At 70.8% G+C, this 13,897-nt stretch carries 9 protein-coding genes and 1 riboswitch; of the genes, 2 read left to right on the top strand and 7 right to left on the bottom strand.

What is annotated here, in order from left to right:
* Complete coding sequence (locus tag ADL12_RS02280; RefSeq protein ID WP_062697875.1) at nt 1-1,248, bottom strand: SCO2321 family membrane protein; 1,248 nt, start codon at nt 1,246-1,248, stop codon at nt 1-3.
* A 137-nt stretch (nt 1,249-1,385) separates the two neighbouring features.
* Nucleotides 1,386-1,508: riboswitch (cobalamin riboswitch) on the bottom strand.
* Nucleotides 1,509-1,539: 31 nt separating this feature from the next.
* On the opposite strand from ADL12_RS02280, the gene ADL12_RS02275 reads away from it, so the two are divergent.
* Both ADL12_RS02275 and ADL12_RS02270 read left to right on the top strand, forming a co-directional pair.
* A complete protein-coding gene (locus tag ADL12_RS02275; protein ID WP_062697873.1) occupies nt 1,540-2,214 on the top strand; it encodes a phosphotransferase in 675 nt (224 codons plus the stop codon).
* A gap of 492 nt (nt 2,215-2,706) precedes the next feature.
* Entirely contained in the window at nt 2,707-3,630 is a 924-nt protein-coding gene (locus ADL12_RS02270; RefSeq protein ID WP_062697872.1) for an alpha/beta fold hydrolase, read from the top strand.
* Nucleotides 3,631-3,740: 110 nt separating this feature from the next.
* On the opposite strand, the gene fxsT is transcribed toward ADL12_RS02270, so the two are convergent.
* From fxsT to ADL12_RS02235, 6 genes are all read right to left on the bottom strand, one after another.
* Nucleotides 3,741-7,802, bottom strand: coding sequence for an FxSxx-COOH system tetratricopeptide repeat protein (gene fxsT / locus ADL12_RS02265; protein ID WP_244187741.1), 4,062 nt, complete (start codon nt 7,800-7,802; stop codon nt 3,741-3,743).
* Nucleotides 7,795-9,054 (bottom strand): TIR-like protein FxsC, encoded by a 1,260-nt coding sequence (locus ADL12_RS02260; RefSeq protein WP_062697870.1) that lies wholly within the window; start codon nt 9,052-9,054, stop codon nt 7,795-7,797. The genes fxsT and ADL12_RS02260 overlap by 8 nt, the downstream gene beginning before the upstream one ends.
* Entirely contained in the window at nt 9,051-9,710 is a 660-nt protein-coding gene (locus ADL12_RS02255; RefSeq protein WP_063806604.1) for a TIR-like protein FxsC, read from the bottom strand. The genes ADL12_RS02260 and ADL12_RS02255 overlap by 4 nt, the downstream gene beginning before the upstream one ends.
* Complete coding sequence (locus tag ADL12_RS02250; RefSeq protein ID WP_062697866.1) at nt 9,676-10,560, bottom strand: AAC(3) family N-acetyltransferase; 885 nt, start codon at nt 10,558-10,560, stop codon at nt 9,676-9,678. Before ADL12_RS02250 ends, ADL12_RS02255 begins: the two co-directional genes overlap by 35 nt.
* Entirely contained in the window at nt 10,557-12,758 is a 2,202-nt protein-coding gene (locus ADL12_RS02245; RefSeq protein ID WP_062697864.1) for an FxsB family cyclophane-forming radical SAM/SPASM peptide maturase, read from the bottom strand. Before ADL12_RS02245 ends, ADL12_RS02250 begins: the two co-directional genes overlap by 4 nt.
* Nucleotides 12,759-13,228: 470 nt before the next feature.
* The coding region (locus ADL12_RS02235) for an MBL fold metallo-hydrolase (protein WP_159053057.1) at nt 13,229-13,897 on the bottom strand (669 nt) is incomplete at its 5' end.

Below are 13,897 nucleotides of genomic sequence, written 5' to 3'. Positions count from 1 at the left end.
TCACTTGCCCTTGTTGCGGCCGCTGATCAGGAAGCCGACGCCGATGCCCGCGACCACGCCGACGCCGATGATCCACCACACGCTGACGCCGCCGTTGTCGTCGTCCTTCTGCTCCGAGGCCTTCGCCGACGCCGTGGCCGATCCGCCCGCCGCCGACTGCGGTGCCGGGCCCGTCGCGTTGAGCTGCTTGACGAGGTCCGTGCCGCCGAAGTCACGCGGGTCGGTTCCGGTTGCGTGGGCGGCGAGGATCAGCTGGGCGTAGGCGGCGGGGCCGCTCTGGGCAGCCCACTGGGCGGAGTTCTGCTCCAGCCACCGCAGCGGCCCCCGCGCAGCCTCGGCACCGCCCTGCGCGGCGAGTGCCACGACCGCGTCGGCGGTGTTGCCGTAGTCGGGCTGGTCCTCGGCGCCCGGCATCGCGGACGTCAGGTGGCCGTCCTTCGCCAACGCCTGCGTGAGATAGGCGGCGCCGTTCGCCGCGGCCCGCTCCGGGGTGCGGTCACCGGAGTCGGTGCAGTCGGCGGTCGCCGGCTTGCCCGCCTCGACCGGCATCCCCTTGCCCAGAGTGCCCAGCACCGCCGCCGCAGTAGCGTCCGCGTTGGCCGCCAGGGCGCCCTTCTTGTCGGGCTGGAAGGCGAAGGCGCCCGCCCCGTCGCCGTCGCACGGCAACGCCAGCTTCAGCAGCGCGTCGTAAGGCGACTGGCCGCCCTTGCCGTCCTTCCCGCCCTTCACGACCTCCGCCGGCTTCTCGCCCGCCACGGCCAGCGCGCCGATCACGACCGACGTCGAGTTCGCGTCGCTCGCCCCGCCCGCCGCATAGCCCCAGCCGCCGTCCTTGTTCTGGACCGACTTCAGCCAGGACAGCGCCTTGCCGGTCCCGGCGTCGTGCCCGCCGAGCGCGGCCAGCGCCTGTACGGCGGCGGCCGTGCTGTTGGTGTCGACCGGGGTCTTCGCGTCGCAGGCGGCGCTAGTGTCGGCGCGGTACGGCGCGAAGGCTCCGTTCGCGCACTGCTGGCCCAGCAGCCAGTCCACCGACTTCGCCGCCGGCTTCACCCCGACCGTGTCCTGCGCGAGCAGCGCGAGGGACTGGCGCCAGACGCCGTCGTACGTGGGGTCGGTGCCGCCGTACAGCGCAGCGGGGAACGCCTGCGACGGCGACGCGGACGGGGTCGGGTCGGCGGCGACGGCGGGCGTGGCCGTGCCGATCACGGTGACGGCGGCCAGGACCGCGGCGCTGCGGCGGACGTACATGATCGGCGGGTGCCCTTCCCTAGGGGGAACCGGGCAGCACAGGGAAGACCCCCGGGCGGCTCGGCTCCGTATACCTCGACGGTGCCGTGCTCCGGCCGGCTGCCGGGGCACGTGAGCCGGTCACGAATCCGTACGGGGCGATCCGGCTTGCCACGGGTGGCTTACGGTTGCGGGTCAGCGCCGGATTTGCACCGGCTTCCCCCTGTACGGGTGTGATGACGACGTCGTCACTCTACCGGCCCGTAGGGGAACAGCTGAGGGAAGGCTGTGCGCGGCGATAGGTTCGGGCCCATGGGGATCACGGGGAGGGCGGGACGGCGGCTGCTCGGTTCGGGGCGCGCGTCCGACGTGTACGAGATCGACGAGGCGTGGGTGCTGCGCCACGACCGGGAGGGCTACGGCGACTCACTCGCCGAGGCCGCCCTGATGGAGCGTCTGCGCGCGCACGGCTACCCGGTGCCGAAGGTCCGGCTCGCCGACTCCTCGCGGTCCGAGCTGGTCATGGAACGGCTGTACGGGCCGACGATGCTGCAGGCCTTCGTCGCGGGACGGATCGACGCGCGCGAGAGCGGGGACATCCTGGCCCGCCTCCTGCGACAACTGCACGCCGTCCCCGGACGCGTGGTCCACCTGGACCTCCACCCGGAGAACGTGATGCTCACTCCCGACGGCCCCTACGTCATCGACTGGGCCAACGCGGAGGAGGGCGACCCCGGCCTGGACTGGGGCATGTCCGCGATGATCCTCGCGCAGGTGGCCCTGACCGACGAACAGTTCGCCGCGCCCGTCCGCACGACGCTCACCACCCTCCTCGCCGACCCTTCCGACCTTACCGAGGACGGCCTGACACAGGCCCGGCGCCGACGCGCCGCCAACCCGACGATGAGTGTGCGGGAGGTCGAAGTGCTGGGGGAGGCGGAGGAGTTGGTCCGGTCGTTCATGGCCCAGGGATGTTCCTCGATCTGAGACTGCTGGTTCGGCTGGATTTCGTCCATGCCGGTCGACCGGTGTTGCCGAGCCCCGCTGTGGGTGGGTGTACGGCCCCGGCCGCGGTGTCGGTCCCTCTTTGTGGAGGGGCGGGTATCGGTCGACGTCAGGATGCGCGGTGTGTCGGGTGACCCCATCATGTGGGTACGACCCTCGGCGCGTGTGATCGCTGTCGTGGGCCGTTGTCGATCACTGTCCTGTCAAAACTAAACGTGCACTTTGCGCCGAATGGCTCCTGACATGGCTGGAATGGTTCGGCGGAGGGCGGGAATCCTCTACCGTTTGGTCGGTGCGAGCGGCCCGTCGGGGACGCGCAACCGTCACCCCATGACATTGCGTCCTACGAAAAACCCTTGGTCCGTCGCTACAGACGGCTGGTTTGTGTGTCGACTGGCGCCCTGACGGGCGGGATGCTGGTTCTCTGGGTCCCGCTCCGGGCGGCCGCGGCGCTGGCGACGGGAGGCACACCTGGTGTTGGGAAGTGTCGAGAGCGGCGACGGTGAGAGGCTGCTCTCCTTCGAGACGTCGGGGGACTCGAAGGGGCACCCGGTGTTCTTGCTGCATGGCACTCCGGGCAGCAGGGTCGGACCGCGTCCACGCGCCATCGATCTCTACAAACTGGGAATCCGGCTCATCTCCTACGATCGGCCGGGATACGGGGAATCACAGCGACTGAAGGGCCGCACCGTCGATCACGCCGCCGCGGACGTGGCGGCCATCGCCGATCACCTGAAGATCGAACACTTCTCCGTGGTCGGCCGTTCCGGCGGAGGGCCGCACGCGCTGGCCTGCGCGGCGCTGCTTCCGGACCGGGTGGCGAGCGCCGCGGCGCTGGTCAGTATCGCGCCTCCCGATGCCGACGGGCTCGACTGGTTCGAGGGGATGGCCCCGTCCAACGTCATCGCCTACAAGACCGCCACCGAGGCCATCGTCGACGGTTCCGCGGAGTGCCTGGAGCGGCTCAAGTCCAACCTGGCCAGCAATGCGGATGCCATCCGTGACAACCCTGAATCGCTGTTGAGCCTGCTGACCCCGGAGATGCCCACGGCCGACAAGGCCGTGGTGGGGCACGGCGGGATCCGGGGTCTGCTCCTCGCCAACTACCAGACCAGCGTGGTGCGTTCCTCCTTCGGATGGCTCGACGACGTGCTGTCCTTCCGGCGGGACTGGGGCTTCGAGCCAGGCAAGATCGTCGAAGTGCCGCTGCTGCTGTGGCACGGTGAGCACGACACCTTCTCGCCCGTGGGCCACTTCCGGTGGCTGGCCGACCGCATCCCCTCGGCGACTCCCGTGCTGAAGCCTGAGGCGGCGCACTTCGCCGCGCTGCCGGCCGTACCGGAAATACTCGCCTGGCTTCGCGACCGTGCCCGCGAACGCTTCGGGGCCGCCGTGTAGCGGGTCCCGGCGGCCCGTCCGTGCCGTCCGTGCCGTCCGTGCTCACGGGTGTGCGGATCACTGCTGGGCGCTCGCTGACGGACGGCGAGCGCCTCGCAGATCAGAACAGGTCAGATCGGGTGGGGGTCGAACTCCCAGCCCGAGCGACTCCACTCGCGCAGGGCCAGAGCGCGGGGATGGTCGGCGCCGAGCCGCGCCGTGAGAGCGCCCAGAACCTCCTCGCGCAGCCGTTCGGCGGCCTCGGTCTCTCCCAGCTCGTTCAGGACCACCGCGAGGTTCGCCGCGCAGACCAGCGGTGCGGGGTGCTGGTCGTCACTGAGGACGTCGCGGAGCCGGTCCAGCACCTCCTCGTACGTCGTGCGGGCCAGTTCACGCTGACCCAGTGCGGCCTGGGCGTTGGCCAGGTTCACCCGGCACATCAGGGTGAACGGGTGGTCGTCGTCGTAGATCTCCGCGAACGCCCTTGCCGCCTGCTCGGCGTGGGCCAGGGACGAGGCCGCCTCGTTGGCCGAGTAGAGAAGCACGGCCAGGTTCGCGTAACAGGCCACCGCGTAGGGGTGCTTGTCGTGGAAGAGGCGACGGCAGTCGTCCAGGACCCGCCGGGCCAGTTCGCAGGCTTCGTCGGCACGACTCTGCGCGCCCAGGGTCCCGGCCAGTCCCAGTTCGAGCAGCAGCCGGTTGGGAGAGGCCGACCCCTCCTCCGCGGGCAGACTGGCCAGCACCGTCCGCGTCAGTTCCTCCGCGTCCTGCGCCCGGCCCAGCTGGCGCAGGGCGCCCGCGAGTGCCCTGCCCGCGTTGATGGTGGTGGGAGAGGACGGCCCGAACTCCTTGTTGGCGAGACAGCGGTCGTAGGTACGCCGCAACAGGAGCTCGGATCCCGCATAGTCGCCGCAGTCGAGCAGGTCGCGTGCGTAGCTGATGGTCGTTTCCCGGGTGTAGGGGTGCTCCGTGCCGAGGATCTTGTTCCGGGTGTCCATCGTCCTGCGGTCCAGTCGCAGGGCGTCCGTGTACTGCCCCAGCACCCGCAGACACACCGCGAGGTTGTTGGCCGCCATCAGACTGCGCGGATGGTCGTCGCCGAACAACTCGAGGAACCGCTCGTGGTTGAGACGGTCGCGCTGCAGTGCCTCGCCGTAGCGGCCCAGGCCGCGCAGGTCGGCTGCCACACCGCCGGACGTCATGAGGATGTGGAGGTCGTGCGGGCTGTCCAGGGCGGCTTCCTGGCGGTGCAGCACGTCCTTGCCCAGCTCCAGGGCCTCCTGGTACCGGCCCTGGGCGCGCAGGATGTTGGCGATCTGGAAGCCCATGTGCAGCACCCAGCGTTCGTCGGGCCCGCTGTGCTCCAGCCAGCCCTGGTGGACGCGCGTGCTCAGGTCGTACGCCTGCTTCAGCTCACCGCGGCGGCGCAACTGGCGCACCCGGTCCACGATCAGCTTGCGGATGCCGTGGTCGGGCGCGGTCAAGGCCCACGGGGTTCCCAGGTGCGGCCAGATGATGCGGTAGCGCTCCCAGGTGTGGTGGTCCTCGGGGTCGTCCTGTTCGGGACGGGCGGCCACCAGGGTGCGGAACACGACGCCCCGGGTGGTCTCCTGCTCCTCCTCCGTCATGTTCAGGCGCACCGACATCTGCACCAGACGGTGCACGCGGAGACTGCGCGACTTACGGTCCACCGCGGCGAGTGAGAGCCGGCTCAGCTCCTGGAAGGCCCGCGCGATCATCTCCGTACTGTCGAAGGCGCGCGGCCGGAACTCCTGGTCGGCCGGACCGGCCTGCCCGGTCAGGGCCTGGGCGATCTGCGTGCTCTGCAGCAGATCCATGGAGATGGGTTCCGGGCTGAACCAGGCGGCCAGTTTGAGCAGTTGAACCGCTGGCGGAAAGTTCTTGTTGAGCTGCCCGATCGCCACGCTCCAGGTCTTGGAGACGTCGAGCAGCCGGTCGTCGGGGCTCAGCCCCGCCGTGTCGGTGGCGGGCTGGCGCTCGAGGAGCTTGACGTACTCATGGGTCTGCAGGCCGCTCTCCTTGAGCACGGCGGCCGCGTGCTCCACGGCCAGCGGCAGATCACCGAGGGCGGCGGCCACTTCGTCGGCCTCCGCGGTGCTGCACTCGGTGAGCCTGCGCTTGAGGTGCGCCACGCTCTCCTCGCGTTCGAACACCCCGACATCGGCGATCTCCGCATAGCGCTCCCATCCCTCGGAGCGCTGACTGGTGACCAGGATGTGGCCGGACTTGCTGCTCACCAGCAGGTCGGACAGGTCGCTTACATGTTCGACGTTGTCGAGAATCAGCAACCACCGGCTGTAGGGCTGGCCCAGCCGCAGCGCGTCCTTGACTCCGATCGCCGTCGCTGTCGGGTTCTTGCGCTCGACAACGCCCAGATGGCCCGCCAGCTGGGCGTACTGCTCCACCGCGAGGTTTCGCTGATCGGCCTGGATGTGCCATACGACGTCGTAGTCGCCCTTGAAACGGTGGGCGAACTCCAGAGCCAGCATCGTCTTGCCCACCCCGCCCATGCCGCGCAGCAGCACTGTGCCGTTGCCGGCCCGCAGCCGCTCGCGCAGATACTCCAGCAACTGCTCGCGTCCGGTGAACGACGGGTTGCGGATCGGCACGGACTGCACCGCGGGCTCGGCTCCGGGGAAACGGGGGCCGCCGTCGCTCGCGGCGACCGGGCTGAACAACGGCTGTGTCGGGGCCTCCACGGCATTCAGCAGCGCTTGCCTGGCGGCCTCCTCATCAGCGCCGCACCGGGCCAGATCCGCGGCCGCGCGATCGGAGAACGGCGGGCTCAGCCGTACGTCGTCCACGCGGACGGCGACCAGGTTGCGCCGGTTGCCCAGGCCGTCGACGGTGTCGGTGGCCTCCCGTGCCCCGTGCGTGTCCACAAACCTCCGGTAGGCGTGGGACAGGACCGCCAGGGCGCGGCTGGGCGACTCGGCCGACTGCTTGGCGACGGTGCGCGCGGGAGCGGCGGCTGTGCCGTTGGGCAGCAGATGCACCTGGAAGCCCACGGACTTGAGGGTGAACTCGATCCAGTCGGCCCAGGTGCGGTCCTCGGCGACGAAGCTGACATGGACGTCGGTGTCCTCCAGCGGTCTGGGCCGCTTGTACAGGGCGAGGACCCGCTTGCGCTCCGCGTCGTCCATGCGGGGCAGCGCGGTGACCTCTCCGTCGGAGATGACCTCCGTCAGCCGTTCGCAGGCGGCGAGCATCGAGGTGGGGCTGCCGGGGGCGTCCCGGAAGGGGGCCAGCAGTTCCTCGTAGGCGTAGAAGGGCCGGTAGGGGATCTCGACCTTGCCCCAGTACTCCTGGGCGTCCAGAGCGCAGTGGCGGCGCACGATGTCGGCGAACTTCGCCCGCATCTGCTCCCGGGCCGCCTCCAGACGGTCGGCCTCCCCGTTCGCGTCCTCCACGCGCATGGGGACCGGAATGATGCGGATCCCCCGATAGCCGTAGAGAGTGTCGATCTTCTGCGCCACGGCCTGGGCGCCGTCCATTCCCTGGCTGCTGGGGGTGAAGGCGACGACCAGGGCGTCCGGCAGCAGCACGGTGCACACGTCGGAGACGTCACTCAGGCCGGTGCGGCTGTCGATCAGGACATAGTCGTAGTTCTGGGTGAGTTCGTGCTTGAGAGCCTCGACGAAGACCGGCCCGTGCCAGGTGTGGTCCAGGAAACGCATCCAGTCGAACTGCGAGTACGCCGACAGGTACTCCTTGTTCTGCGTGCCGGGCGAGACATAGTCCAGCCGGCCGCCGCCGGGAAACTCCCAGTCGATCGGGATCACGCAGTGGTTGAAGCGGGCCTGGGCTGCCACCCACGCCGCTTCGGTGGTCTCCCACTCGTCCTGTGCGTGACTCTCCGGCTGCCTGCGCTGCTCCAGCACCGTCTGGTTGAAGTGCAGGAAGAGGTCGATGATCCCGGGCGCGGTCCGTAACCGGTCGCGGTCCAGAAAGGGATGCAGAAAGCGGTCCAGGCCGGGTGCGTCGAGGTCCCAGTCGACGACCAGCACCCGCTTTCCCCCCGACGCCAGGATCCAGGCCGTGTTGGCGAGGGACATGGTGCGGCCCGTGCCGCCCTTGTACGAGTAGAAGGTGACGATCTTCCCTCCGGCCGCCCCCTGCGGATCCGGAGCCGCCATCCCCGCCATCTCACCCGCGCCGTTCTCGTCAGTCACTGGTTGGCCTCCGAACCCCGTGACTCCGCGCCGGGCCGGACGACGGGCGCGGGGAATCATCCTGGATGGAATCGAGATACCGCAAATAGCAACTCTTCGCCAACTCCGCGAAGAGCCAGGCGAAGACATCGGCCTTCCCAATGCCTCGGGCGGCGGTACCCCGAGCCGTGTGGCGCATCCCGCGCAGATGCGGGTGCCGGGACAGCGTCTTCTCCAGCCGCTCCGTCAGCCGCGCCTTGTCGCGCAGGGTCTGCGGATCGTCCTCCGCCAGCACCGCCATCACCGCCAGCCAGGGCAGATTCGCCCGGTGGATGCGCCGCACCTGCTCCTCCGTCCGCAGATCGCCCAGCATCCACGCGTCGACCACCAGCACCCAGGGGGCGATGGGCCGGACGGGTTCCCGGCCGGGGCCGCCGTCGTAGGTGATGCTCTCGTAGGCCTTCTCGAACGGGACCAGTTCAGGCTCGAAGCCGAGATTGCGGGCGAGTGCGAAAGCCTGCTGGGTCAGCGTTCCGGGGGTCGTGCGGTAGGGCCGCCACGACTCGGTGTCCGGTCCGTAGGTGGCCGCCTCCCGACCTGGCGGGAGCCGGCCGGCGGTCGGCGCGACCACCGTGATCCGCAGGGTGGGGTTCGACGGCTGCGGCGCGAACGCGTCCTCCAGGCCTCGCCGGTCGGCCAGTTGGCCGACGCTGACCGGCCGGGCCGGTGAGTGGGCCCATGTCCGCGCGACGCGCTCGGCCAGAAGCCGCACGACCTGGCGGTAGGCGCGCCGGTCGTCGTCCTCCATCTCCCTGAGCCGGTAGAGACCGGATTCGGCGTAGCGCTCCTGTGCGCGCCGCTCTCTCTCCCCGCCCTCGTGCGGCAGATGGGTGGGGATCTCCACGGCGGCCGAGGGCAGCGTGGTGCCGGCGGTGGGCGGGATCCACAGGACGGGGACCACGGCCTGACCGTAGTCCGGGCCGACCCGTCGCTTGAAGGCGGTCCACTGGCGCCCGGACAGCGGATCGGTGAAGTACCGCGGAGCGTACAGCGGGACGAAGACGCGGCAGGCCGCCAGCGCCGAGAGCCAGTCGTCGGACGGGGCGTCCGGGTGTGCCACGTATCCGGCCCCCTCCGCGTCCACGTCGGTCAGTATGGCCACTTGCTCCCGCAGGTCCTCGTAGAAGGAGAAGACCGGCTGGTCGGCGTCGGACCGCCGAGCCCCCGGCGTGCGGGCGTAGCTGAGGAAGAAGACCGGAGCCGAGTCCGTCATGAATCCCCCTGAGTACCTGGCGCGAAGACATTGCGCAGATCGTCGAACAGCTTGACGTCGCAGGACTTGAGCTGTGCCGCCGTGGCGACGTCGACGATCCTCTCGGCGATCCGCCACACGGTGCGCCGGAAGACGCCCCACTTCCCGGCCTCCATCAGGCCCCGCAGCCCCATGTGCTGGTACTCCTCGTCGAGGCCGGAGCCGTGGTACTGGAAGGGCCGGGCGACGTCGGGCAGGGCGAACCGGCCCGGCGAGGTCCACAGCACGGGCACGATCGCGCTGACGGTGTAGGGCTCGGAGCGGTGGTGCTCGGCCTGCCGCCGCAGGAATCCGTCGAACTCCATCCCGCACCAGCGGCTGACGCAGTATTGCGGTGAATACACCGGCACGAAGACCCGGCAGGTGGCCAGCGCCTCCTTCAGGTTCTTCTCCCACTCGACGCCCAGGGGAATGCCCTTGTCGAAGAATCCGACCGGAGTCGTTCCCTCGTGTGTGGTCAACTGGAGGACGAACTGGCCCAGCAACTCGTGGAACTTCTCCTGCCGTTCGTCCAGCACACGCAAGCCGGCGGCGCGGGAGTGCATTTGTCCGTAGCTGTGGAAGAAATACGGAACCTCAGAGTCAGCCGGGCGGCCGGGTAAGTGGGATTCGGTCACCTGTGCTGCCCCCTCCAGCCGTGCGGTGCTCCTTGAACCATTCCACAGCCAAGTCCACCGAATGAGCCATAGGGAGGAGCCGGGCAATTCCTGCGCCCACCCGGCCGCGCCTGACCACCCCACGCCCCGTGTCCGTGCGCCGGTGCTCCAACCAGGCGCCCAGACGCCCGAAGTCCCGGTCGTCCAGGGCCACGTCCTCGAACGACAGCCACCGGCGCCCGGGTTGCCCGTCCGCCCGCCGGCCGTCGGCGACGACACAGTCGTAGCGGCGTACGGACGGGTCGGACGAGCGGTACTCGCCGAGGTGAAACGCCGTGCACGACTCGAAGCCCACGCCCAGCAACAGGATGCGCGCGTCGAGCCGGCAGAGGTGCCCCAGCGGCGAGTCCTCCCCGAGAAGGCAGTCGAGCGGGTGGTCCCGGGTGATGACGTCGGCCAGCGGCCCCAGCGCGGCCAGTGAGGTCTGCGGGTGCGTGCTGCGCCGCGCGCCCGGCGTCGTGCGCACCAGCTCGGCGACGGCACCCATGCCGGTGCTGGGCGTGGTGGTCGCGTCGAACCCCGGCATCGCCTCGCGATACGCGTCGACCTCCTGTGCGGTCATGCCCCGCACGCGCTCGCGGTGGACGGGGGACGACAGGGAGTTGGCCGCCGTGAACGTCGGTACGACGATGGTGCCCTCGGTGCCGACGGCGGTGCGCAGTGCCTCGACGACGGTCGCCGCCCCCTGCTCGGTCGGGCCGATGCGGCGCAGTGAGGAGTGCACCAGGACGACGTCCCCCGTCCGCAGTCCGACGGCCCGAAGGTCATGGGCGAGCCCGCGGCTCGTGTACACCCCCGTTCCCGCGGTCATGAGCCCACGATCAGCGGGTCGGCGGCCGCTCTGATGTCCGCCGCGAGGCGCAGGCCCGCGGGCGCGGGGGCCTCGGTCTCGTTGACGAAGGCGTTCAGGGCGTCCTGCGCGAGCTTCCCCCAGAGCGCCGCACGGTCACGTGCCGCCGCTCCCGGACGGGCGTGCCACGCGCGAGCCACGGCCAGGTGTGCGTACGCCTGCCGCAGTGCCCCCTCCTGGCCTGTGCTGCCGAGGTCGTGCAGGTCGCGCAGTGCCGCGAACTTCGTGTACTGCCATTCCCGGAGCAGGGCCACGACGAGGTCCTCGGTGCTGCTTTGCGGCGCCAGCGCCAGCGCGCCGAACGGCGGGCGGGAGGCGTCCTGCGCCGGTTCGCTGTCGAGGAGCGTCAGAGTGTTCACCCCGGCCGCCAGCGCAGCGGCCTGGTGCGGGTGCCGACGGGAGAGGACGCCCCAGGCCGTCTGGAGAGGCCGCCGCCATGCAGCCGCGAGGCCGGGCGGTGTCACGACGTCCGCGGGGCGCGGGGTGTTCGACTCCAGCCGCACCTCGAACCCTCCGGCCGACAGGCGCTGGACGGGTTCCCAGTCCGCCTCGCCACCGTCGGCTCGCCATACGTGGCTGCCGTCGGTGCCGAACCTGAGCCGCTCCCCGGGCGCAAGGGCCCCCCGGTTCGCCGGTAGCCGTAGCCGGCCGACCGAGGGCAGGGGCAGGATGCCGTGGCTGCCCACCCGGACCGTGAGCTCCAGGCGTTGCTCTGCGCGGAAGGCGGCGGCCAGGGCGATGCCCGCGAGGAACTCGGCCTCCGGCACGGTCTGCCCGCGGGCGTCCGCGGAACACGCCGTCACCGCCCAGGAGTGGACCGCGGGGTCCGCGAGCACGAGGTCGAGGGCGGGACCGTCCAGCTTCAGCAGAGCCTGCCAGGTGTCCTGCGCGCCGACGCCGGCGCGGTACAGATAGGCCAGCATCGAGCGGCGCACGTCCAGCACGGCTTCCGACAGGCGCAGTACGGCCGCCTGTTCCGGCGCCCCGCCGGCCGTGAGCGCGCCGATGTCGGACGGCGGCGGCACAGCGTGTTGCCGCGCCGTGGGAGCGGCCGACTGTATGTGCTGGATGAGCTTGAGCAGGTCGGCGCAGTACACCGACGGGTTGGCGAAGCCGCTGCCGGATCTGTACCGGTGCCCGTAGAGCCCGCCGCCGCAGATGCTCACCACCGGACAGGCCCTGCATTGCGCGGACAGCCCGTCCAGGCCCAGGCCGCGGGCCTGGAACCCGGGGTGCCGGGCGGCTTCGTCGAAGCTGTTGACCAGGACGTGATGGCCGGTCTCCGGGGCGCCCTCGGCCACCGTCTTGAGCCAGTCGGCCTGCTCGATCGCCCCGTCGGTCTCTATCACCAGCAGATCGGGACTGCCCAGCCCGAGTGCCTCGGTGAAACCGGGCCCGCCCATCGCCGCGGCCTCCACCGACTCGAACACGCGGATGCTGAACGGCCTGCCGTCCGCGTTCCACCGCTCGTACGCGGTGATCAGCCAGTCCGCGTAGTCCGTGGTGCCGTGCGGACGCGCCGGCGGGTGGTCCCACGTGGCGTGGGGGAGAAGGAAGTCCACGCGCGGAGGGCGCAGTTCGGCCAGCGCTGCATAGACCGCGTCCGGGTCGTTCTCCACGTCCACCGTGCACAACAGGCCCGCGAACGCCGGACGGTGCTCGGGCTGCCCGAGCAGGCGTACCGCCCGCACCGTGTCGTCGTAACTGCCCGTCCCGTCGGCCCGCACCCGGTGGCGGTCGTGGGAGGTCCGGTCCCCGTCCAGGGAGACGCCCGCATGGATGCGTTCCCGTACCAGCAGCGCGCAGAACTCGTCGTCGAGGAGCAGTCCATTGGTCTGCATACGCAGGTCGAGTACGGCGGTGCCGTCCAGCGAGCGGCGCAGTTCGCGGGCCAGGGCGGCCAGCCGTTCGGGTCCGGCGAGCAGGGGTTCACCGCCGTGCAGCACCACGGTGACCCGCTTCAGCCGGTGCGACCGCGCGTGCTCGGCGATGCGCTCGGCGGTGGCCCGGACGATGCGCGGCGCCATCACCCGGGGACGACGGCGCCAGCTCTGATCGGCGTGCCGATAGACGTAGCAATGGTCACAGGCCAGGTCGCACCTGCTGTGGACCTTCACCACGAACTGCCGGAAAGGCCGTGCCACCACGGGCGTCGGCACGTCGTCCGCGCTCCGGCTCAGATGCAGGACTGAAAGATCGCGTAGGCGTGGTTGTCGATCGACGAGGCCCGCCTGACGCCCTGCTCACCCAGGAGGCTGAGGCTCGTCAGAGGCGCGCGGCCGCCCTCTGCGGACCCGCTCTCGGTACCGCGGCCGGTGGGAAGGGCTTCACCCACTGGCTGTGCGGCGGCGCGGTTCACTACGTCGCTGTGCATGACAGTTCCCCTCGGGTGATGCGCCCCGGAGCACCGTAAATCCGCAATTGTGTCGCGTCCCGTACTGGGCGTTCCGGCAGCGGCGTCGCCAACTCGACACCTTCATGCTGCTCTTGGGGCAGGCCCCATGACAAGACGACCTCCGGCCAACCGTTCGAGGAAAACGGCCTTGTGGGGAGCGTATGAGCGGTGCCCGCACGACACGTTCGCGGCGGCCCTCCGCCCCGCCGGACCTTCCGTTGCGACACGCCGTTCTCACACCGCCACATACGCCACCGGCTCACTCCCCGCCACCGCCTCCGCCCTCCCCAGCTTCACCAGCCGCCGCAGATGGGCCTCCGCCTCCGCGATGGCGATGTTCCTCGATCCGTACGGGATCTGCTCCCAGGGCCGGTTCCACTCCATGCGCTCGGCGAGCTGCCAGGGCGTGAGGGGCTCGGCGAGGAGGGCCAGCAGGCCGGTGAGGCGGGCTTCGTGGTGGGTCAGCAACTCCCGTACGCGGGCGGGGGCGTCGGTGAACGCGTGCTGGTGGGCCGGGAGGATCTCGGCGGGGGCCAGGCGGCCGACGCGTTCGAGGGAGGCGAGGTAGTCGCCGAGGGGGTCGGTCACGGTGGTGTCGTCGGGGTCCTCGTACAGGCCGATGTGCGGGGTGATCCCGGGGAGCAGATGGTCGCCGGAGAACAGGCGGCCGTGGCCCGGGAGCCCGACCGGGTGGTCCTCCTCCAGGTGCAGGCAGACATGGCCGGGAGTGTGGCCCGGGGTCCAGATCGCGCGCAGGCGGCGGCCGGGGAGGTCGAGGAGCTCGCCGGGGACGATCTCGCGGTCGGGTGCGGCGGGGGGGAAGCCGGGCAGGGAGGGGGGGGGGCGGGGGGGGCGCAGCGGGGACACGGGGGCTTTGGGGGGGGCGGGCGCCGGGGGCTTGTC

Source organism: Streptomyces regalis (genome assembly GCF_001509475.1).
GTDB classification, from domain to species: Bacteria; Actinomycetota; Actinomycetes; order Streptomycetales; family Streptomycetaceae; genus Streptomyces; species Streptomyces regalis.
Note: the sequence above shows the minus strand (reverse complement) of the source record. Positions and strands in the feature narration are given on the sequence as shown.